The 23,299-nt window shown below is 33.5% G+C and carries 24 protein-coding genes; 1 reads left to right on the top strand and 23 read right to left on the bottom strand.

The window, feature by feature from the left end; genetic code table 11:
• Nucleotides 1-203: 203 nt before the first annotated feature.
• The gene (locus QE109_RS08730; RefSeq protein WP_281094071.1) at nt 204-2,162 is read left to right on the top strand and encodes an EAL domain-containing protein; all 1,959 of its coding nucleotides are present in this window, start codon (nt 204-206) and stop codon (nt 2,160-2,162) included.
• A gap of 83 nt (nt 2,163-2,245) precedes the next feature.
• Here QE109_RS08730 and QE109_RS08725 read toward each other — a convergent pair whose 3' ends face one another.
• The 23 genes from QE109_RS08725 to QE109_RS08615 form a co-directional block, all read right to left on the bottom strand.
• The gene (locus QE109_RS08725) at nt 2,246-2,719 is read right to left on the bottom strand and encodes a DUF4358 domain-containing protein (RefSeq protein ID WP_281094070.1); all 474 of its coding nucleotides are present in this window, start codon (nt 2,717-2,719) and stop codon (nt 2,246-2,248) included.
• Nucleotides 2,712-3,596, bottom strand: a complete 885-nt coding sequence (locus tag QE109_RS08720; RefSeq protein ID WP_281094069.1) for a GDSL-type esterase/lipase family protein — start codon at nt 3,594-3,596, stop codon at nt 2,712-2,714. Before QE109_RS08720 ends, QE109_RS08725 begins: the two co-directional genes overlap by 8 nt.
• Before the next feature lie 37 nt (nt 3,597-3,633).
• Entirely contained in the window at nt 3,634-4,746 is a 1,113-nt protein-coding gene (locus QE109_RS08715) for a DHHW family protein (RefSeq protein ID WP_281094068.1), read from the bottom strand.
• Between the two features lie 14 nt (nt 4,747-4,760).
• Complete coding sequence (locus tag QE109_RS08710; RefSeq protein ID WP_281094067.1) at nt 4,761-6,161, bottom strand: MBOAT family O-acyltransferase; 1,401 nt, start codon at nt 6,159-6,161, stop codon at nt 4,761-4,763.
• Between the two features lie 246 nt (nt 6,162-6,407).
• Nucleotides 6,408-6,881, bottom strand: coding sequence for an acyl-CoA thioesterase (locus tag QE109_RS08705; RefSeq protein WP_281094066.1), 474 nt, complete (start codon nt 6,879-6,881; stop codon nt 6,408-6,410).
• Between the two features lie 22 nt (nt 6,882-6,903).
• The gene (locus QE109_RS08700; protein ID WP_281094065.1) at nt 6,904-7,389 is read right to left on the bottom strand and encodes a hypothetical protein; all 486 of its coding nucleotides are present in this window, start codon (nt 7,387-7,389) and stop codon (nt 6,904-6,906) included.
• 43 nt (nt 7,390-7,432) lie between these two features.
• Nucleotides 7,433-9,619 (bottom strand): bifunctional alpha,alpha-trehalose-phosphate synthase (UDP-forming)/trehalose-phosphatase, encoded by a 2,187-nt coding sequence (locus tag QE109_RS08695; RefSeq protein WP_281094064.1) that lies wholly within the window; start codon nt 9,617-9,619, stop codon nt 7,433-7,435.
• 257 nt (nt 9,620-9,876) lie between these two features.
• On the bottom strand, nt 9,877-10,236 hold the full coding sequence (locus tag QE109_RS08690; RefSeq protein WP_281094063.1) for a DsrE family protein: 360 nt from the start codon (nt 10,234-10,236) through the stop codon (nt 9,877-9,879).
• 38 nt (nt 10,237-10,274) lie between these two features.
• Nucleotides 10,275-11,054 carry an N-acetyltransferase gene (locus QE109_RS08685; protein WP_281094062.1) on the bottom strand — a complete coding sequence of 260 codons (780 nt, stop codon included), beginning with the start codon at nt 11,052-11,054 and terminating at the stop codon, nt 10,275-10,277.
• Between the two features lie 135 nt (nt 11,055-11,189).
• The gene (locus QE109_RS08680) at nt 11,190-12,107 is read right to left on the bottom strand and encodes a glycine betaine ABC transporter substrate-binding protein (RefSeq protein WP_281094061.1); all 918 of its coding nucleotides are present in this window, start codon (nt 12,105-12,107) and stop codon (nt 11,190-11,192) included.
• 12 nt (nt 12,108-12,119) lie between these two features.
• A complete protein-coding gene (locus QE109_RS08675; RefSeq protein WP_281094060.1) occupies nt 12,120-12,854 on the bottom strand; it encodes an ABC transporter permease in 735 nt (244 codons plus the stop codon).
• Nucleotides 12,823-13,944 carry a betaine/proline/choline family ABC transporter ATP-binding protein gene (locus QE109_RS08670; protein ID WP_281094059.1) on the bottom strand — a complete coding sequence of 374 codons (1,122 nt, stop codon included), beginning with the start codon at nt 13,942-13,944 and terminating at the stop codon, nt 12,823-12,825. The genes QE109_RS08675 and QE109_RS08670 overlap by 32 nt, the downstream gene beginning before the upstream one ends.
• A 16-nt stretch (nt 13,945-13,960) precedes the next feature.
• Nucleotides 13,961-14,581: an ABC transporter permease gene (locus tag QE109_RS08665; protein ID WP_281094058.1), complete on the bottom strand. Its 621-nt coding sequence runs from the start codon at nt 14,579-14,581 to the stop codon at nt 13,961-13,963.
• Between the two features lie 451 nt (nt 14,582-15,032).
• Nucleotides 15,033-15,647 (bottom strand): bifunctional phosphoribosyl-AMP cyclohydrolase/phosphoribosyl-ATP diphosphatase HisIE, encoded by a 615-nt coding sequence (gene hisIE / locus QE109_RS08660; RefSeq protein WP_281094057.1) that lies wholly within the window; start codon nt 15,645-15,647, stop codon nt 15,033-15,035.
• 85 nt (nt 15,648-15,732) lie between these two features.
• Nucleotides 15,733-16,506: an imidazole glycerol phosphate synthase subunit HisF gene (gene hisF, locus QE109_RS08655; protein ID WP_281094056.1), complete on the bottom strand. Its 774-nt coding sequence runs from the start codon at nt 16,504-16,506 to the stop codon at nt 15,733-15,735.
• A gap of 61 nt (nt 16,507-16,567) precedes the next feature.
• Nucleotides 16,568-17,314 (bottom strand): 1-(5-phosphoribosyl)-5-[(5-phosphoribosylamino)methylideneamino]imidazole-4-carboxamide isomerase, encoded by a 747-nt coding sequence (locus QE109_RS08650; protein WP_281094055.1) that lies wholly within the window; start codon nt 17,312-17,314, stop codon nt 16,568-16,570.
• Nucleotides 17,315-17,330: 16 nt separating this feature from the next.
• Complete coding sequence (gene hisH, locus QE109_RS08645) at nt 17,331-17,960, bottom strand: imidazole glycerol phosphate synthase subunit HisH (RefSeq protein ID WP_281094054.1); 630 nt, start codon at nt 17,958-17,960, stop codon at nt 17,331-17,333.
• Nucleotides 17,957-18,529 (bottom strand): imidazoleglycerol-phosphate dehydratase, encoded by a 573-nt coding sequence (hisB, locus tag QE109_RS08640; RefSeq protein WP_281094053.1) that lies wholly within the window; start codon nt 18,527-18,529, stop codon nt 17,957-17,959. The genes hisH and hisB overlap by 4 nt, the downstream gene beginning before the upstream one ends.
• Nucleotides 18,526-19,596, bottom strand: coding sequence for a pyridoxal phosphate-dependent aminotransferase (locus tag QE109_RS08635; protein ID WP_281094052.1), 1,071 nt, complete (start codon nt 19,594-19,596; stop codon nt 18,526-18,528). The genes hisB and QE109_RS08635 overlap by 4 nt, the downstream gene beginning before the upstream one ends.
• Complete coding sequence (gene hisD / locus QE109_RS08630) at nt 19,568-20,839, bottom strand: histidinol dehydrogenase (RefSeq protein ID WP_281094051.1); 1,272 nt, start codon at nt 20,837-20,839, stop codon at nt 19,568-19,570. The genes QE109_RS08635 and hisD overlap by 29 nt, the downstream gene beginning before the upstream one ends.
• Nucleotides 20,840-21,454 (bottom strand): ATP phosphoribosyltransferase, encoded by a 615-nt coding sequence (gene hisG, locus QE109_RS08625; protein ID WP_281094050.1) that lies wholly within the window; start codon nt 21,452-21,454, stop codon nt 20,840-20,842. It abuts the gene before it with no gap.
• Between the two features lie 13 nt (nt 21,455-21,467).
• Nucleotides 21,468-22,361, bottom strand: a complete 894-nt coding sequence (locus QE109_RS08620; protein WP_281094049.1) for an ATP phosphoribosyltransferase regulatory subunit — start codon at nt 22,359-22,361, stop codon at nt 21,468-21,470.
• A gap of 506 nt (nt 22,362-22,867) precedes the next feature.
• Nucleotides 22,868-23,299, bottom strand: a 432-nt coding sequence (locus QE109_RS08615) for a hypothetical protein (protein ID WP_281094048.1), incomplete at its 5' end; no start/stop codon positions are given.

Raw genomic sequence — 23,299 nt, 5'->3', positions numbered from 1 at the left:
AGATAATACTATAAAAATTCTTCTTTATGCTGAAATTATGTACTTCTAATCATAATATAACAAAAGTGTAAATATTATTTTATTGTCTTTTTATAATTTTTTATCAAATAGCAATTGATTGAATATCTAATTTCTGTATAATAGAAAGAGTGACTAATTATTGGAAATTAATTAGAACAATAGTAATTCTTTAGGAGATATTTATGCTTTCAACTATTGATATATTTCAGTATTTTATTATGAGTGTTATTTTGCTTTCAAATACAAACTATGTTTACTTCGCTATTGATAACATTATAAAAGATTCATATCATAAAAGCGACTACATATTACTATGCTTGAAATACTCATTAATTACAATTGTTGCCTCTATTATATATGTTGTCAAACTCCTCATATATACCCCTATCAAATTTGATTATCCTCTCGTCCAACCGGCAATCATTATTACTTGTACTATTGCTTTTTTAACTACGATTGGCATATATATCAAGTTAAATGAAAATCACCGGATTAAATTCAAAAAAATAAGTCCTAACATTTTGATCTCAATTGTCTTACTATTAGCATATCTAAGCAATTTAATCACAATTCAATTATTCTATAACTTAATTTTTGTTTGGTTTTTAGTTGTAACAGCTATTTTCTCATATCAAGTCATTTATACTAAAAAGATCATAAATAACTCTGGGGTCTACTTTTTAATTGCGAGTGCAAGTATACTTTCTGTTGTCAACTTGTTGTCCCATCAACTTCCGCTCCAGATGGTACTAACTGTGAACTTAGGGATTGAATCACTTATCATTTATGGTCTTTTTTTATTTTATTCTCAATTTTATGTTGATGCTCTTGCAGATGCCTACGACAGTGAGATTAAACAAGCAAACGAACTTAGAATTTTAAATTCAAAAATCACTAAAATGGCTTACCTTGACGCCGTCACTGGAATTGAAAACGAAATTGCACTCATGAATGATATAGAAAAAATGGGACATTCCTTATCACTTATTACAATTAATATTCGAAATTTTTCACTATATAATCAAATATTAGGTTTTAGTCAAGGCAACACACTATTATACGAAATAGCGCATACCCTCTCCTCTGAAATTGAGAAACTAAGTAAATCTAACTGTAAATTATATAAACTTCATAGTGATAAATTTATCGTGCTTTGTAATACCGTAGATGTGAGAACTTGTGTTGATCATATCGATCAAATTAAGACAATATTTTTGACACACACCTTTATGAATTTTAGATTAGATGCTTACTATGGTATCAGTTCTCTTAAAAATGGAGAATTTAAAATAAATGAATTCAATTCGCTCATTGGCGCAGTTGAACTGGCATCAAAACATGCTAAATTAGTTCCTGAAAAATTTTACTTTTTATCACTTGAACGTTATGAAAGAGAAAAAAGCAAGTTTGATATTGAATTTCACTTGAAAGAAGCTATTGAACTTGGTTCTCTAGAAGTATATTATCAGCCACAGATTCATGCTAAAAGTAAGCAAGTTTGTTCTTATGAAGCACTAATTAGGTGGCAAGATAGAGGTAAATTTATTTCACCAGCTATTTTTATCCCCATCGCTGAGAATACAGGATTAATCACTGAGATTACCCATTTTGTAATCGAAGATGTGTTTAAAAACATATACACATTACAATGGAACGAAGACAGAAAAGTAAGTATCAATCTTTCAGCTATTCAGCTTGTTGAAAATGGTTTTGTAGACTATGTTAAAAACATATTACTTATTTACCCTATCAATACTTCTCATATCGTTTTTGAAGTTACTGAAACCGCTTTAACTTATGATCTCAATAAAGTAGAAGACACTATTAAAGCGTTAAAATCAATTGGATTTGAATTTTCTCTTGATGATTTTGGAGATGGCTATTCTTCTCTGAACCGATTATCAAAGCTTAATTTTGATGAAGTAAAATTCGATAAGTTTTTTATCCAAGACATCGCTAATGATGACAAGTTAAAACTCACTTTTCTTAAAACCGTAGAACTTTTTGATTTGTTGAATTTGCGAATTGTTGTTGAAGGCGTTGAAACACCTGCTCAAGAGACTTTTCTTGATCAATATCCTATTGATGTTTATCAAGGTTACCTTTATTCCGAAGCGAAACCTCTAAGCTATTTATACTAAACAAAATCCCCCCAGCGTATCTTATATCATAGATAACTGGGGGATTATTATGCTCAAAATTCGATTGTTGATGATCCAAGTGATTATTTAAGATACGACTTGATACTTGTTTCTAAATCATCGTAAGAACTGCTCACACCAACGATTACGTATTTTCCTTCTCTCAGTACAATAGCATGTTCAAGCTTATATACCTCATCAGGTTTATAACTTTGATAACCTTCAATATTATCTGAAATATGCTCCTTAGCAAGTTCATAAATATCTTTTGCACTTTCATCGTTTTTTGCATCAATAAGTGTGAGTTCATCAGCCAGCCCACCACTACTTGCGTAACCTACAATATCAATATCATCCGATTCAATGCCATATTTTTGAGCAATAATATTGCTTTCAACTACAAAAAAATCTTCACCAAATAAATCACTTTCAGATATTTCAAGTGCTACTTGACCTATGTCTAAATCAATTTCTTTTTGACTACATCCACTCATCAAAGGGATTAATAGTATAAGTAAAAAAAATGATGTTACTTTACTAACTCTAAATTTATTCATGAATTACCTCCACAGTATGTTCCTTTAGATAAGATAGCCATTCCAAGCAAAAATCTGGTTTTAAATGTACGCCGTCAAATGATGCTCCTTCTGGTAAACTTCCCTCACTGTCTGCTATTCCTTCCGTAACATTTACATAAAAAACTTCCTTTTCCAGTGCAATCTCTTTTACTAGTTGATTAAATCTTTCAATATTATCATTATTATATATCGGATCATAATTAGCTTTTGCTTTTGATACGGGTAAGATAGATTGCATATAGATGATACTCTCAGGATGATTCAATTTAATTTCATCAATTACTGAAGCATACTGTTCTTTGAAAAGTTCTGGAAAAGCCCAACCAAGTTCGTTCATCCCCAGCATAATATATATCTTACCAAACTTTTTAACTTTAAGTGCATCCATTATGGTCATCTTTTTACCATCAATTTTAGCAATTTGAGAAGTGCGAATTGTGTCAACTTTTAAACCAATATGCGTGAGTGCTTGTGCTTTTTTTAATCCAGCATACATCATAAATCCTTCAGTTCTGGAATTTCCAACAAAAATTGCATCATCAAAATAAGAGTCTTCAACAGCAAGACTTTGTGGTACTGGTTGGCTATAATCATATAGATCAGTCTCGTTATCTGTTATACTTTCTGTGGTCTCTTCAGTAGTTTCAGTTGTTGTTTCAGTTGTTGTTTCAGTTGTTGTTTCAGTTGTTGTTTCAGTTTCAACTTCTGCTCTAGTTTCACTTGTATTTTCAACAACAAGATCAGATTCATTGATAAAATCATATGACCTTTTTTGTGTATCTGTGTATCCTACTAACAGTGCAACAAGTGCTACGCTCACAGTTAGCAAAAGGACTTTATATAATATTTTAAACATGTAGCACCTCCAAATGTGACATACTTTAAGTCATAGTTTATTTAAAATTAACTCGGTTATTCAGCACAGTTGTATTATACACAAATAGCACATCTTGGTCCGTAAAATCAATATAGTCATTCAATTTTGAAAGGTCCATGTACCTAATATCTATTAAAGTAACTTTAGAATACCCACTTAACAATAAAGGCGTTAAGCTGCTTCCAAATGAGTCACGGAAAACTATTAATTCCTTTTTTGTTGTAGCTTCATAGTTCATAATATTTACAATAGGTTGAGGTCCCCCCAAAAATACATCATATGCATCTAAATTCTCTAAGTTTTTTAAATCATAGACACGATGTTCTTCTGATTCATCTTGATAGGTTACTACTGCATGGTTGATTACTTGATTCGTAAGATAATTGAGTGTCTCTGATTGAAGTGCGCCTTCAGACCTTCCAAAATATACGCCATTAAAAGGTGCATAACTATTTAATTCATAGCTTTTTTCATCAGAAATTTCCACTGACATCTTCTTGGCAATAGTTTCTGCAACTGGATATATTTCTTCTTGTCTCCAGTGTGCATCTGTATAGTAATATTGCTTAAGTGTTAATAATGGAAACACATCAATATAAGTAATATTTTTGTCTAAATGTTTCATGAAAGTATCTACCATTAATTTGTAATCTATTGAAGGATATCCATTATGATCAGCAGTGAAATAACCTTTATCTGGCACAATCGCCATATAAACATTCATATGCATAAGATAACGGTTATAAAGCTCAGAAATCTTATCAGCATTGTGAATTACATCACTTTCATTATATGAATATAGAATTTTACTAAGATACTCTCCCACTCTATAAAAGCCATCTACATCACCATTTTTAAATACAACTTGTTTTAAAGATATATCTAGATATTTGACCTGCTCTCTCATAGGAAACTGATCTAGAAGATAAGATTCAAAAGAGTCTAGCCATTGATTTGTCAAGAGTTTAGATACTGTAAACTTCGGAAATTGTTCTAATCTTCTACGCTCAATTAAAGATATTTTTTCATCATCCATAAATAAGTGTAAGATGCTAAAAGCAACAATACTTATAAAGAATATAGTTACAGTAATCAAATTGACGATCTGTTTACGCTTCAGTTTATGCATTATAATCACTCCTCCTAAAATCTAAAATATAAAAAAGGATTAAAGGAGCCACTTACTAAACTTGCAGTATTTATACTAAGTAATATCAACACCATAATAGGTTCTAATATGAACAATCGCTCTAATAATTTAGTGTAGATAATTTTGGGCAATGGCGTTGCTGCAATCCCTGCAATAACAAATAATATAAAATAACTTTTTAGATAATACAGCGTAACTGAATTGAATATTGGAAGTTCCTGGTGATATTCTCCTGTTGCTAAGAACATACCAGAAAGATCACTAAACGCTTGATTTAAGTTATCTGCATTAAAGATAACAAAACTAATCGTCACCAATAACATGACGTACATATGAGGAATCCATCTTCCAACTCGCGTAAGGATTTTCCCTAAAAAGACTTTTTCAAGTATTAGCAATACACCAAAATAGCCTCCCCATAAGATAAAATTCCAAGCTGCACCATGCCAAAACCCAGTTAGAAGCCAAACCGTTAGAATATTTCTGACCCAAGACCATTTTGAAACGCGATTTCCTCCCATAGGAATATAAACATAATCTCTAAACCATCGACTTAAAGTGATGTGCCATCTTCTCCAAAACTCAGTTATTGATTTTGAAATATAAGGATAGTTGAAATTTTCTGGAAAATTGAACCCCAACATCTTTCCCATACCGATTGCCATATCACTATAACCTGAGAAATCAAAATATATTTGTAGTGTGAAAGCAATGCCATACATCCAATAAAAAACAACACTTTTATCAGGTACTTCTCTAAAAATCACACATAATTGTCCAAAAGAATTTGCAAGCAAAACTTTTTTTGATAATCCAATGATAAATCGTTTAACTCCTATAGCAGTTTGATCCCAAGAAAGCACTCTACTTTGCAGCTCAGTTGCTATATCAGTATATCTAACAATTGGTCCTGCAATAAGTTGAGGGAATAAACATACAAAAGTTGCAAGTCCAATGATACTCTTCTCAGCTTTAACATCACCACGATATACATCGATTGTATAACTCATTGTTTGAAAGGTAAAAAAGCTAATTCCTATAGGCAAAGGCACATTTAACAATGCTAGCTTTAATCCTGAAAAGCTATTTAATAAAACTATAAAAAAATCTATATACTTAAAGAATGCTAGGGCTAATAGGTTAATGATAATTGAAGAAACTAATGCCCTTTTAGCATACTTAGTCCCTCTATGTTTCTCAATATATAGACTGTGAAAGTAATCTGAAATTGAAGAAAAAACCAATAAAAGTGTATAAATAGGTTCTCCTGAAAAATAGAAGATTAAACTTGTAATTAAAAGCACTAAATTTCTATACTTTTTAGGTGTAATCAAATATAATCCCAGTGCAATTGGTAAAAAATAATATATAAAAGTTATGCTTGAAAAGAGCATTGATCATCTCCTGAATATTGTCGTGTCGTGATTTGTGTAAAGTGTTTTCTAATTAATATGACAGGCCTATAAATAAAGACGTTTGAGTGCTTAAAAAGTTTCAAAAAAAGGTAAAAAGTGCTCACAATGATTATATCATTGAAAGCACTCCAAATAGAACCTGTAAATCATTAAATTATAAATTATTTCGTAATTTTAATGAATATCCTTAATTTATGATCCCGTATGCGACTGAATAAAATTATATTATATTTTTTTACTCATTTTGGCTTTGATTTCTATATATTTTTGTTCTCCAAGTGCATAAAGTTTTTTCTCATCCTCAGTCTCTGGATTTAACGGCTGTACAGGATGAGGTTTGTGATCTTTAATATGAACCATCGTAAAAAAAGCTGTTAGTGCTACCTCTGGCTCACTATAATTTTCAACTTCATGTACTGAAACAGTTACCATCACTTGCATAGATGATTTACCAACATAAGATAATTGACCAACACAAGTTACAATAGCTCCAATACCAATTGATTTATGAAACTCAAGTTCATCTACACGGGCTGTTACAACCATACCTTTCGCATGTTTTGATGCAGTGATGCCTGCAACGACGTCCATCAGCTTCATTAACTCACCACCATGTACGTTGCCAAATATATTGCTATGAATAGGTTCCATGACCATACATGTTTCAGCCCTTGAAAAGCTGATGTTATTTTGATTCATATAAATTCCTTTCTGCTTTACCCTATATCAATCTTTTGACAACTTTTTTTATTCCCCATACTTCATAATGTAGTTCTAAATATAAGTCATCAGTCTTTGAAAAAGTACGCTCTGTTTTAATTTCTAAAATGAGTTTGATATCTTTAGTTCTGGTTTTATAGTTAGCAAATGACTGCCAAAACTCATTATGCTTAGCATCGTTTTCAATCATGAAAACACCTTGATCGTCTTTCGTAGTATGCCAAAGTGTCCACTCAAAGTCCAAATGATCTGGATTCAATACATCACCAGAACGATTGACAATAAATGCGTCTTTAAGTACAACAGGCAAAATACCATGTTTTGAATACATCATCACTATACCGTATTGAGATTCTCCTTCATAGACATCAATCGATGCACGATTAATTGGATATAAATTTGTGGTAGTTGCTATGAAATAAATAATTCCTAAGATGATAATCAATGTTATGATACTTGCATAAACTTTTCTGTTTAGAATGTTCACGGCTGCCTCCACCAGAATAAATATACTATTCTTATCTTCAGTATCAATAACTACTTAATTTATTAAGCAATTTACGTACAGACTGCCAAGATCTCACTCTGTAGTTAGCCTTTGAATTCCCTAGACCAACCTTGATACCAAAACTATCCTCACCTAGAACGTCGAATAGATCTTCATCCGTGACATCATCACCAATACTCATAATAAAGTCATAATTAGGATTTTTCAAGAACTCCGAAGCACCATATCCTTTGTTCACACGCAAATCTTTCATCTCGATCACTTTGTTGCCCTCTTGTAATCCAATCGTCATGGTCTGTGTCATTGATACCAGTGCATCTTTTACCTCGTGAAGTTTAGTAGCAACCAAATCTGGTTCACAAAGTCTGTAATGAAACGCGAGTGAATAATCTTTTTCTTCAATAAGCGCACCAGGCATTCTATCCGCATAAACTTCAAGCACGTGATTGATAGTTGACTTCCATTCATTATTTAAAGAAATCGTCATCTCCCAAGAAGAATCCGGATGTTTTAGCCATAAACCATGTGAAGCAATTAAATGAACTTTTAAATCCCCAAACCATTTTTCAAGCGTTACATGATCTCTACCAGAAACAATTACAACTGTATTATGTTTATTGTCTACGAGTTTTTGCAATAGTTCTTTTAGTTCCCTATCTGGTCTTGCCTTTTCTGGTACAGATTTAAAGCCAACCAAAGTCCCATCATAATCCAGAAGTAACAATCTATTTTTTCCCACTTCAAATGATTTTAATAATGAAGATGGTTCTTCATCTAAATCCACCTGCCCTGTTAATTGCATAGGATCTGTAATCAAATTCGTTAAATTATACATAAAATCTTCTGCCCAAAACTTGACGTTATATCTTTTTAGCCGTTTACACATAGTTTGATTAATCACTTGTTTTTCAATAATTGGCATTTCCAGTGCTTGCTTAATTCCTTCAGCAATTTGGTCAAGATCATTGGGATTGACGATAATATATTCACCAAGCTCACTTGCCGCTCCAGCCGTCTCACTGATAACTACCATTCCAGCATAATCCGTTCTTGAGGCAAGATATTCTTTTACGACTAAATTCATACCATCTCTAAGTGGTGTTACCAGCATCACTTCCGCACTTCTGTAATACGCAATAAGTTCTTCTTGTGTGAATGATTGGAAAAAGAAAAATATAGGTTGCCAACTGATGGTTCCTAGTTCTCCATTGACTTCACTAACAAGGATCTGTATCTCTTTCAACAGTTCCTTATAGCTATCGACAGCTTCTCTTGAAGGTGCGACGATTAGGTTCAATCTAACTTTTCCTATAAATTCTGGATATAACTCTAAGAAACGTCTATATGCTTTTATCCGCTCCGGTATACCCTTTGTATAATCAAGTCGATCAATTGAGAGAATCATCTTAATATCTTTTAAACTGTTTTTTATCGCTTTGAATTGTGATTTATACCCTTCATCTTTATACTCCGCTGCAAAGTGATTAAAATCGATACCCATAGGAAATACATCAGCTTTCACATATCTACCATTAAACGTTATTGTGTTTAAGTGATGTTCACATCCGAGAATTCTTCTCACACTTGACAAGAAATGTCGTACATAATCGTAAGTATGAAACCCAATTAAGTCCGAACCAAGTACTCCTTCAAGTAATTCCTCCCGCCAAACAATCGTTCTAAATATTTCATATGATGGAAAAGGAATATGCAAAAAGAAACCAATCTTAACTTTGGGATGGTTCTCTCTGATCATCTGTGGCAATAACATCAATTGATAATCATGAATCCAGATAATATCATCTTCTTCTATTAAATTTTTTATTGAATTGTAAAATTTCAGATTAACCTTCTTATATGCATCCCAATTCTCTACATCATGACTGGCAAGATTTGAGAAATAATGAAAAAGTGGCCAAATCGTTTTATTTGAAAACCCATAATAATATCTATCGATTTCAACTTCTGTGAGATTTACAGGAACGCATTTATAGTCCTTCAATAAAATAGATTCAATTTCTTGGTGATCCAATTCAGTCATAATCTCATCTTGTAATCCAGTCCATCCAACCCAAAGTGAATCAGATTTTTCATGGTAGCCTTGTAATCCGGTTGCTAAACCACCTATGCTTTTATGAAAACTGAGTTTGTCATCCTCTTTTTTTACCGTAACAGGTAATCGATTTGATACAAAAATTGTTTTACTCATATAAACTCCTAACTTAGTATAAAACATAGGACTATAAGTCCTCTGACAGTGTTAAACAAATAATGTAACTAAATAAATGAATGAATACTACATGTTGCCGTATAGTATGTATTACATCATAAATATATATACCATATATGCAGCAATTTAAACATATACAACGAACAAAATAACCACAAATTACACATTTGAAAAAAGGCGGTCCTTAAGACTGCCTTATTAGTAAATATTACGCAATAAATAGTTGAGGTGCCCATTTATAAAGTGATCAATTTAGTACCTTGCTTCAAATAGGCTGTTAAAGGCTGCCCCATATATTTCACATCAATACCGAGTTCAGAAAGGTGATCAGACACTCCATATTGATCTGCACATGCTTTACAAGCAACTACTTCTACACCTATCTCAATCATTTTCACAACTTGATCTTGTAAGGCTTGATCTTCACTTAATAGCTTCGATGATGGCCCCCAAACAATTAGAGTTACTTCACTCCACCACTTTCTAAGTTTTGAGTTAAGGGTATACATGAAAACCATTTTTTCAGCTACATCACGATCACTACTAGTCCATAAAACTACTAAATGATCATCTCGGTCTAATAACTTTTCTTCCATTTTAACCTCCATTTTATACAATTTTATCAATTGTCTAATTAAAAATAAAATCTCAGCAAACGTGTTTTTGAAAAAGCACCAGCACTTTCCATACTTTTCTTAGAGTTATGGTTGTAATACCAGCACCCCGATACTGCTGATTTTCCACGTTCTATCACTTTATTTTGAAGTAACTTTAATATATTTTTAGCATAACCTTGTTGTCTCTTGTCCTCTTTTACGTACATTCCTATGCTACCAATAGTATCGATGATACGACTGTATTCTATTACACCAAAGCCAATAAATACCTCATGATCTTCTACCAAGTATATTTCAAAGTAACCATCTGGGTTAATCACTTTAGCTTCCGATCCATCATCAAAAAAATCATCTGCTAGCTCTATTAGTTTTGCATCACTTTCACCAGAAAGTTTTCTCATGCTAATATTCTTTATACTTGCCTCATTGAGAGGTTCAGATCTATAAACCGAAAAATAGGCTTGCTTTTCGATTTTAGTATAATTGTCGAAGGCGTGACTTAAAAAGAACTCATCTCCAGTTGGTATAAAAGCATTAGTCACTTGTTCATAGTGTTTTATTTTTTCAAAACACACCTGTCCATGCTGAGCAAATTCATCTACCATATGGAAAAGTGTAATCATTTGCGCTTCAAAAATAGCAAAAAAGCCAATGATTCTATTATTTTCAACAATTTTATAGTGTTGACTCTTCAATATATGGTCTTCCCAAAACGAATCAACAGTAATTTGTTTTGAACAATAATAGGAAGAAACCAACGACTTAATTTCATCAAAATCGCATCTTAAAAATTCCATATAATTCCCCTTTACATCTCAGATTTGTCTTCTATGTTCAGTTTAACATATTGAATTAATAATACAAAAAAACTTACTTTCTAAACTGATTCAATAGTCTAGAAAGTAAGTTTGTATTTTATAAATACTTTTTGCTTATTTAATCAGTCCTTGTTCTTTTAACCAATTTTCTGCAACTGTTTTAGGTTCCATTTCTTCTATATCAACTTGATAATTCATCTCGATCATAGCATCATTATCTAACTTCGCTGCAATTTTGTTTAAAATATCTGCAAGTTCAGGATTTTCATCCAAAGTTTCTTTTCTTAAAACAGGTGCTGGATTATAAACAGGGAAGAAATCTTTATCATCGACTAAGTTTACAAAATCAAAGGCAGCTATACGCCCATCTGTTGAAAAACCCATACCAGATTTTACTTCGTCTTCTTTAAGTGCTTTATATACAATACCAATATCCATAATCTTTAAAGCATCGCCTTCGTATTTGAACCCATATTCTTCTTCAAGTGCAGGTAGACCATCTGGTCTTGCTGTAAACTCATGATCTGCTCCAAAAGATATTTCGCCTGGATTTGCATTAACATAAGCAGCCAAATCACTAATACTTTTAATATTTAAAGCTTCACTATCTGCTCTTCTCATCATAATCGTATAAGTGTTATTAAATGGTGCATAATCTAACCAGATTAAGTCGTTTTTAGCATCAGCTTCTTTTACAGAATCATATGCAACTTGAGAATTCGTAATTGCTTCATCATTTTGTAAATGCATCAACCATGCAGTGCCAGTATATTCCCAGTATACGTCTAAATCCTTGTTAATTAGTGCACTTCTAACTTTATCAGATCCAGCTACATTGGTTTTATCTTCCACTTTATAGCCCGCATCTTCTAGTGCCAATACCGTGATTTGTCCTAATATCAATTGTTCAGTAAAATCTTTAGAGCCAACTTTAATCGTTTCTTTTGATGAACCACATCCCATCACTGATGCACTGATTAGAACAAGTAAAATCATTCCTACTAATACCTTTTTAAATTTTAACTTTCTCATTTTTTCTCCTTTTTAAATCGTAGTTTTTCTTTCTATTGCGCCAAAAATAATATCTGACAATAATGCCATCAAAGCAGGTAATGAAGCACCAAGAACTAGGATTTGCCATCTGTTAACGTTATTACCAGATATGATCAAATCACCAAGTCCTCCGCCGCCTACAAATGCAGCAAAAATAGCGGTTCCAATATTAATAGTTACAGCAGTTCTTATACCTGCGATGATAATTGGCATCGCAAGTGGGATCTCAATTTTAAACAAAATGCGTTTAGGTAACATCCCCATCCCTTTCGCAGCTTCAATAATGGAGGGTTCAACGCTGAGTATACCAACAAGTGTATTGTTCAAAATAGGAAGTAGTGAATATATCCATAGTGCAAGAATGGCTGTTCTTGTCCCTATTCCCAATAAACCAACAAAAAGAGCTACTATAGCAAGGCTAGGTATCGTCTGACCAATATTTACAACTCCTAGAACAGTTTTAGCAAATTTCTTATACTTTGGTCGAGTGAGGATTAGCCCCAAAGGAACAGATGTAGCAATTGCCAACATACTAGATATCACTACTATAGAAAGATGCTGCAAGATGCTGCGAATAATTTTTTCATAGCTCATAAATCTTTCAACAATTTTATCTTGCGGAAAATTAACGACATATACACTGAAACCAATACCAATAGCAAAAATCAATACAATAAGGGCGATATCCTTTAATCTAAATATCTGATTCTGAGATCTGCTCATCATCTTTCACCGCCTTTAATAAATCGTCCATTGTAACAATACCTTCAACCGTTCCTTTCGTTCCAGATACAAAAACAGTTTTTTTACCTAAACTAAACATTTTAGATAATACGTCTTGAAGTGTTGTTTTTGGTGTAACTGTTTCACCAATTTCCTTTATAAGGTTGCTTACAACGGTGTCATTTGAAGCAAGAGATCCATAACTGACATAACCTAATAATTTTTGACCATGATCCGTTACCAATAAATTTTTAACATCATGCTCATTTGCAATTTTCAAAGCAGCTTTTGAAGATTCTCTTGAATCAACATTAGGAATCAATCTCATAATATCTTTACATTTCATCAGATTCATCATCTTAAGATTACTGTTGCCACCGATTAGTTCAGAAACAAACTCATCCGCAGGATTAGATAAAATCTCGTTTGGTGAACCAAACTGTACGACTCTACCATCACGCATCACAACAATTTTGTCTCCCATTTTTAAAGCTTCATCAATATCGTGAGTTACAAAAACAATCGTTTTTCCAATTTTTTCTTGTATACGCAAAAATTCATCTTGCAGCTTACCACGTGTAATTGGGTCTAACGCACCAAAAGGTTCATCCATCAGCATAACGGGTGGATCTGCAGCAAGTGCACGTGCAACACCTACTCTCTGTTTTTGTCCACCACTTAAATCTTTAGGTTTTTTATCACGATAAATTTCAGGATCAAGGTCCATAAGTTCTAAAAGTTCATCAACTCTATTTCTAATTTTATTGCGACTCCATCCCTTTTCTTTTGGCACAGTTGCAATGTTATCTGCAATTGTCATATGCGGAAAAAGTCCTGTATCTTGTATAACATAACCAATATCTAATCTCAGATTAATTGGATCAACTTGATCAATATCCATTCCATCGATGTATATCTTGCCCGATGTCGCTTTGATAAGTTTGTTAATCATCTTCATTGTTGTTGTTTTACCACATCCTGAAGGTCCAACCAGCATACAGATTTCACCTTTTTGTATATGCAGATCAAGATTGTCTACAGCAGCTTTATCTTGATTATTATACTTTTTAATTACTTGTTCAAATACGATCAAATGCTTGCCTCCTCAACTATATTTCGAATTTTTTTTGAATGAAACCCAATCCTCTATCGATGATAATCGTAATGAGCGAAACCATCACAGCTCCAATTAGTATCATCTTATCGTTGCTTCGGTTTATACCTTGGAAGATATATTCGCCTAAACCACCAGCACCAATATATGCTGCAATGGCGCCTAAACCGATTCCCATAACAGTTGCCGTTCTAACACCGGCCATAATAACTGGAAATGCAAGTGGCAACTTTATTCGGAACATAATCTTAGATCTAGTAAGTCCCATCCCTCTTGCCGCTTCAATTATCGAAGGATCAATATTTAATATTCCTGTATACACATTTCTAATAATTGGAAGCTGCGTATAGAGTACTAAACCTGCAATAGCTGGCGCTCTACCAATACCAAGTATAGGGATTAGTAATGAGAAAAGTGCTAAACTAGGTATCGTCATCATGATATTCGCTATATTTAGCATTACTTTAGCAGCTGTTTTGTTATAGGTTATTAAGATCCCTATTGCGACCCCCATTAATATGGAGATCAACATTGCGGTTAGAACTATTTCAAAATGATCAATCGTCATTTTGAGAATACTTTCCCACCTAGATAATGCAAATTCGATTATTTTCAATATTTTTTCCTCCATTTCATTGATATAATCTAATAAAACCTTGTACAGCTCGCACAGGGTTTAATAAAAACCACTTATATCTAAAAAAAACACTCTAACCTTCTGCTTTCGCAGAGAGTTAGAGTGTTTAAGTTTCGACATTTTTGCCTCGCTTTATACCATTTTCAAATAGTATAGTCCATGTCCGTTAGGACCTGTACAAACCCCAGTTCTCCATTTAGTTTTTCAGTCCCCTTTCACATTTTTTCGGAAAACTAACAACCATCCACTTCATAATACAGCGTATGAATGCTCATAATCCTTGCTACTCCAGATAACCTACTTCACATAATGATATTTTAACTAAAAGTAATTATAACATAATTTTAACATTTTTACCACTCAAACGAGGTTAATTCTTCATAACTACATAAATTTTCTAATAATATAGTGTTATTAATTCACAATAATTTTATGGTGCAGAAGCTCTTACGCTTAGTTCTGCAAAAACTTCATTGAAATCAATTTCTAAAGATTCGTAAAGTACCAATAAGTGGTAAAGTAGATCTGCTGTCTCATAGATGACTTCTTTTTTGTTGTTTTTAGACGCGATGATCACTTCTGCTGTCTCTTCACCAACTTTTTTTAAAATCTTATCCACGCCTTTTTCCAGTAGATAGTTGGTATAAGACCCTACTTCAGGATTAACCTTTCTATCATATATGGTTCTTTTTAGCTTACTGAAAACTTCTGATGGAAAATCAAATAAAACTTGATCTTCGTAAAAACATGACTTAGAGCCGGTATGACATGCTACGCCAACCTGATCTACTTCGACCAGGATAGAATCGTGGTCACAATCTATAAAAAGTGACCTTAACTTCTGAAAATTTCCAGAGGTTTCACCTTTTGTCCATAACGCTTTTCTTGATCTTGAAAAATAGGTTATAGTCCCTGTTTGAAGGGTTTTAACTAACGATTCTTTGTTCATATAGGCCTGCATCAACACCACCTTAGTTTGATAGTCAACTGCAATACAAGGTATCAATCCATTACTTGCAAACCTAATATTATTAATTAATGCCATTATATCCTCATTTGATTTTATGCTTTCTAGATTAACTTGTCCCATAATTAATTACCTCTCAGTCTAAATATTTGCTACATACTTGCTATATACTTGTTCTAACAACAATTCCTTTTTCGGCTAATAATTTTTTTAGTATCGGAATCTCAACGCTACCAAAATGAAAAACGCTAGCAGCTAAAGCAGCATCAGCGGCCTGATCTTCAAACAAATTGATAAAATCCATTTGATTACCAGCACCACCAGAAGCAATAACTGGAATGCCTACAGCGCTTGAAATCATCTTAAGAAGTTCTCTATCATATCCCTTTTTAACGCCGTCTTGATCAATTGCATTGATTACCAACTCGCCAGCTCCTAACGCTTCGCACCTTTGGGCCCATTCAACTGCTTTATAAGATGTCTGATTTCTACCACCATGCGTAAATACCATATATTCACTATTTACTTTCTTTATATCCAAAGATGCTACGATACACTGGTTTCCAAAACGCTTTGCACTCGCACTAAGCACTTCTGGCGTAAGAACTGCTGCAGAATTAATAGAGACTTTATCTGCCCCACTTAAAAGTGCATTATAGACATCATCAACAGTTCTGATGCCACCACCAACTGTAAACGGTATTCTGATTTTATTTGCCACTTGCGTTACTATACCTAGAAAATTGGAGCGCATCTCAACACTTGCATTGATATCATAAAGTACCAATTCGTCTGCACCTTGAGACTCATAATACATTGCAATCTCAATTGGATTTCCAATTTCTTTAACATTTTGAAATTTAATACCTTTAGACACTAAACCATTTTGTATATCAAGGCATGGTATAATCCTTTTAGCTAATTTATTGTCAGTCATGCATTACCCCTTTCATATTTTAGTTCTATGATTAAACAATGTTATACAATATCCTTACTTGTTATAAATCACTTAAATCTTCTACAAAGCCTTCAAAGATTGCCTTACCTAGAATTGCACCATATAAATCAATTTGACTTAATGCCTCTAAATCTGCTCTCGAAGTTATTCCCCCTGAAGCAATCCATCTTATATTTGTCTGATTCAGGTCCTCCATCATATCTATATTAGGACCTGTTAGCGCACCGTCTACAGCGATATCAGTACTCATCACTGCATAGACATCACCTATTTTCCCAGCTTTTATGAGTTCCTTTATAGATATGTTGGTATCGACTTGCCAGCCATTTCTCTTTATTGAACCATCTTTAACGTCAAGCGCCAGTATAATTTGACTGCCATAGAGTCTAACGATCTCTCGATATACATCGTAGTCAGTAAAAATTAAAGAGCCAATCACAACCTTATCCACACCTATCTCAAGTAGTTTTTCAACATCATTTATACTTCTAATACCACCACCAACTTGAAAATCGATTTGATCACCAAATTTACTTATCATTTTTTTAATCACGCTATAGTTTAAGCTAAACGCGTCTCCTTCACGGTTAATCTGATCTTTATTATTGCTTTCACCCTTTCTCGCACCATCCAAATCGACGATGTGAATCCGTTTTCCACCTTTAGATACAATCATTTCAAGTGCCTTAAGTGGATCATCATAATATACCGTTACTTTATTAAAATCACCTTGATAAAGCCTAACGACTTTTCCTTTAAGTAAATCTATTGATGGTATTACTTTCATAGCTTTCCTCCGTTTATTACTGGTTTATTAACTCATTTAACAAATTTTGAATCAGTTGACTTCCCACCATACCGCTTTTCTCCGGATGAAACTGAAAGCCTATTAGATTCTCCTTTTTCACAATTGCTGGGACTTTAACGCCATAATTTGTACATGCTATAAGTGTTGATTCATCAATACCATCAGCATAAAATGAATGAACGAAATACACGTAGCTCTCATCGCTTAAACTAGATAATAGATTAGATTTACTCCCCCTAGTAGAAAGCGTGTTCCAGCCCATATGAGGTTTTTTCACAGCACTTGGAAGTTCAATGATTTTACCCTTTAAAAGTCCTAAACCTTTGCAAAGACCATATTCTTCACTAGATTCATATAGTAATTGCATGCCTAAACAAATTCCAACGATCGGTTTTCCACTTTGATATAGTTCTTTAATCACGCTAACCAAATTTCTTTTTTCAAGTTCTTCCATTGCATATCTAAATGCACCAACACCTGGTAAAATCACCATTTGTGCACTATTAAGCAGGCGCTCATCTGAGGTTAAAACGACTTCAACAGGTAAACCATTTAACTCATATGATTGAAATGCTGAAATCAAACTATGAATATTACCTATACCATAATCAATAATTGCGATCATCCTATACTTCCTTTCGTACTCATCATTTCATCACTCATGACCATTGATTCATAAAGACACATTCCAAAAGATTTAAAAATAGCTTCAAAAATATGATGTCTATTAAAACCACGAATTACATCTACATGAACCGTAAGTTTTGCATTAATCGCTAGTGCTCTTAAAAATTCAAGGAGAGATTGTTCAAGGGACGTGAGCGCGTATAGATCTATTCCCTCAATTTGAAAATAAGGTCTACCACTGATGTCTAGAACAGTTCTTACGAGCGTTTCATCCATTGGCGCATAACATGATGAAAAACGCTTAAACTTATTAATTTCACCATAATAACTTTGAATAACATCTCCTAATACAATACCTATATCTTCAAGACTGTGATGTGCATCAACATCCAAATCACCTTCACAATAAATATGCATTTCAAGTTTTGCATAAAAGAGTAAAGCATTTAACATATGTTCAAAGAAAGGAACACCTACTTTTAGCTTAGGAACAAGCATATCCTCTTTTTTCGTTTTTAGCTGAATTAATATATTTGTTTCTTTTGTTTTTCTTTTTTTCTCAATCACATCATCACCTCTTTTATCACACTTAAAAGCACTTCAAATTCATCGAATGTGGTTAGTGTTAATCGTATACATCTGTGTAAAGGTTCATCTTGATTTAAATTAGATGAGTTTTTAAAATACCTTACTTTAATCGCGTTTTTCTCTAGTGCTTTTTCCAGCAAGCTGTAATTTTCTTTTGTATTTACTTCAACCAATATAAAATTTGCTTCGCTTGGATATAAGGTTAAACCATTCACTTCTTTTAACAAATCAAATGCTTTTCTTCTAAGTGCTTTAACATCTGCTATATACTGATCTGAATAATCAGTATCATTTAGAACTTGTAAGGCGATAAGTTCTGAAACCCCTGTGATATTATAAGTCATTTTATAAGGTGACAAACTAGCCGTTACACGCTCGGATGCAATCAGATAGCCTATTCGTAAAGCTGCTAACCCATATGCTTTAGAAAGCGTCCGAGTAATTAATAATTTCTCGTATTTTTCTAGTAAGCCTAATGCCGTTTCTTGTGAAAATTCTGCATAGGCTTCATCAACTACGATCCATGCGTCTGTGTTTATGAGCAGTGCTTCAATTTCCTTTTTTGAAATCAATTGACCCGTTGGGTTATTAGGATTTGCAATAAAGATTAAGCGAGCATCATTTCTTTTTTGAGCATCTATTAAAGCCTCAACATCTACTTTGAAATTATTACAAGGTACTTTTACAAGTTTACCTTGTACAAGCTGAGTCAATTTCTCATATTCACTAAAACTCGGATCAGGTGCAATTGCGACACTTCCTTTTTCTGTTAATCCCTCTAAAATTAATTTTAAAATCTCGTCTGAACCTGTTCCAATTATTAATTGTTCTGGCGAAACAGGCCTATAGCGATTATCACTGTCGTATCGGCTCTCCTTTCTATTTAGTTCCTGACAAATAACTTCCTTAAGCGCCAAACTATCAGGGTCTGGATAGCGATTAAACGCTTTTATCTTTGACCAGTCTATCGTTAAATTAGACGGGTCAAAATTCATCTCGTTTGCATCAAGTAGAAGCTTATATTCTGATCGATACTGCTTTTCCATGGGCTTGTAACCTCTCTTTCTTAGTGAAGATATCTATATATGCACTTACCTTCACAAGTTCTGACTCATCATAATATAGGTAATTCATCCGCTTTTGAAAATCATAGGTCCCAAGTGGTGATGCATATCTTGCACTTCCAGTTGTCGGTAATGTATGGTTTGGTCCTGCAGTATAATCTCCTAATGCTTCTGGTGTAAAAGCGCCTAAAAATACTGCACCTGCATTTGTGATATCTGCTAAGACTTCAACTGGATTTTCCACAAGTAATTCCAAGTGTTCCGGTGCAATCTTATTTGACATTTCAACCATTTCAGCTATTGATTCACACTTCACAACATATGTGCTTTTATTAAGCGCTTTAGTAACATTCTCTTTTCTAAGTAGTTCTTCAACTTGCCTTGAAATTTCACTTTCAATACGTTCTACTTCTTCTTCAGATATCGTTAATAATATGGCCATCGCTTCTGCATCATGTTCAAGTTGTGCAAGTAAGTCTGCTACGATGAAACTTAAAGGCACTTTACCATCTGAGATGATCAATACTTCACTCGGACCAGCAATCATATCAATAGCAACATCACCATATACTAGTTTCTTAGCTGCAGTTACATACTGATTTCCGGGACCTGTTATTTTATCTACTGGTGAAATTGTCTCAGTTCCATATGCTAAAGCTGCAATAGCTTGTACGCCCCCTACAAGATAAAACTCTTCTATTCCAAGCATATTTGCCGCTACTAATAGTGGCTTTAGTTTCTTGATATCTTTTTGGGGAGGCGTAGTAATGACGATCTCTTTGACCCCGGCTATTTTAGCAGGTATTACATTCATAAGTAATGTTGAAGGATATGCTGCATATCCTCCAGGAACATAGATACCAACTCTACTTAGTGCTTTGACTTTTTGCCCCATAAACTTCTTCTCATCAGTAATTTCATACCCCTTAAGTAATTGGGGCTTATGAAAATCAAAGATATTATCTATTGCAATTTGAAGCGCCTCTATAAATTTAGGTTCAGCTTCATCATAGGCCTCCTTCATCATTTTCTTAGATACACTTATAGAATCCGGAGAGATACCATCAAACTTTATAGAATACTCACTAAGTGCCTTGTCACCATTTTCAATTACCTTTTCAATTATTTCTGAAACAACTGGATAAAGTGAAAATGACTGTCTTTTCTTCCGTTTGTTTATTTCCGAGTACAGCCCACTTGAAAAAGCATAGTTATATAATTTCATCTACTTACCAAACCTTTCACATATGTTTATAAATGCATCTACCTCACTGGATTTCGTTCGATAACTTACCTTATTGGCAATAATCATTGGCGCAATGCTCAAAATCTCTTCATAAACAATCAAATCATTTTCTCTTAAAGTTTCGCCTGTTTGCACGAGATCGACGATACAATCAGACAGATGAATCAAAGGTGCGAGTTCTATTGAACCTGACAATGTAATAATTTCAGCCACTATACCTCTTCTCTTAGTAAACTTTTTCGTGAGTTCTGGATATTTTGTAGCAATCCTTACGCCATTTTTAAGTGATACTTTTTCTTTTGGTCCTGCAACACAAAGTGTACACTTTGCAAAATCAAGTTCTGTCAGTTCATAAACATCTAGGTCATTTTCTAGCACCGTATCTTTACCAACTAAACCTATATCTACTGCGCCATTGGCAACATAAAGTGGGATATCGCCTGCTTTTAGTAGGATCAGAGAAATCGTTTCATCTGCATTGTATAAAATCAATTTTCGAGATGAATTTACTTCCTCCATATCAAAACCACAGCATGTTAATAGTTCTTTTGAATCCTTTGTTATTCTTCCTTTTGCAATTGCAAATTTCAACATTATTTCCACCCCCTTATAATTTAATTGAAAAGCCACACCCTCTTACGCCATAAGCCTTAAAACAATATTCGCCGCCACTTATAATTTCCTTATGTGATGTCATATCATAGACTTTAAAAACATTTCCTTTGTAATATGTCAACCTATAAGAAGAAGTAAAATCAATAACCAATGGTTGATTGATATTTAAATTAAGCGTCATCATCTTACTCAACCACTCATTTATTTCATTTGGGAAATCAAAAGAATTTTCATTGCTAGTGAGCTCTGTTACACTTGCTCTAATTCGTGATAGTTCTAATAATCGATTTTGTATAAGTGGATCAACTTGATTTTTTTCTAGTACATCTAAAACCTTTCTTTCGTTTTTTCTAGAAATATAGTGCTTCAAATCATTAGTTGATTTTAGATCAAGCTCAATATCACGCGTCAAGGTATCAACCAAATCTGTGTGACTAACTTCTATTTGATACTCTCCAGTACAAAGTAGATCAGCAAGGGACTTAGCCAATAGGATGCATTTCTCAAAACTTGATATATGATCGGATTGACCTTCGATAAATTCAACACCTAGTTGTGTTGTCTCCATGATTTTTAAGTTATCAAAGTCGTATGCAAACTGAGGTTCAATATAGAAAAATTTATCATCTGAATGCACTTGATTTGATGCGATCATCGAAATCGTAGAGTCGTATCTTAAGGCCTTAACTATGCCATTTGGTGCACTTAGTTTTACAATTTGATTTTGATGTGCAACATGTACATATTTTTCATATAGTGAAAAGTCAATCACCGTTGGTGTAAATAACTGCACTAAATTTTCTTTCCTTAATTCCTGAATCACCGATTCAAACGCCAAACCTCGATTCTCACTTAAGTTTCTTTCTTGTTTTCCTTTGTTTTTCATCTCTTATCCTCTCTTATCTATATTGACTATAAATATGTCTTTATTTGCTATATTTTAAATATTTTTACATTTAAGAGTTAAAAAATCCCTTATATGTAATCTATGATCGATTACAAAACAATTGTGCTGAAAGTATGTTGTGACTTTAGTAAAAACCTTCGGGCATCAAGCCCCTAGGTTTTGTCACAAGGTAGTTGTGACTTTTAAGAAAACCTTCGGGCGTCGAGCCCTTAGGTTTTGTCACAAGGTAGTTGTGACTTTTAAAAAAAAGAACCGTGCGTCTACTACCCTAAGGCGTCTACGCACGGTTCTCTAAGTACGCGGACACAAGCACGAATAGAGCTTGCATCCGCGATGGATACAAACTCTAAATGTGATGATGGTTGTACTTAGCTATTTCAAAAATAATTGATATTTTCATAATTTATCTCCGTAAATGTTATTATTAGCATAATACTGCTAATCATACGCGATGTCAAGGCAATTTTCATCATGATTCCAATTTTTTAGTCATCCCCACCAGGTACATCAAACATTGAATCCATGTTGAAGTCAACAAATTCAACACCATCAGGCGCTTCAAATAACTTTGAATCCAATTTTGACTTTGCATCTAATTCTGTTACTTTTGAAGTCATAGTCACTTGACCATTTACAAGCATTTCATATTTTAATGGTATACCATAATTAACTGAATACCACATTTTGATGCTGATCTCTCCAACGCCATCTTCATTTGATGCAGTTTCAATTAAAACAGTTTCTTCTCCATCAAGCATTTCAACCTTCGCACTCATAATATCTGTCTCTGCTTCCACTAGTTCTGTTAAGTCAGGGACTTCAATAGAATTACCCTCTTCATACATATCCGAAATTTCTGTCATTTTAAGTCCTGTTACATCACCTTCAGTATATTGATAAGTGACACTTTCATCATT

It is taken from the genome of Fusibacter bizertensis (assembly GCF_029914245.1).
Lineage (GTDB): Bacteria > Bacillota > Clostridia > Peptostreptococcales > Acidaminobacteraceae > Fusibacter_C > Fusibacter_C bizertensis.
The sequence above is the reverse complement of the archived record's forward strand: the minus strand, read 5'-3'. Positions and strand labels throughout refer to the sequence as shown.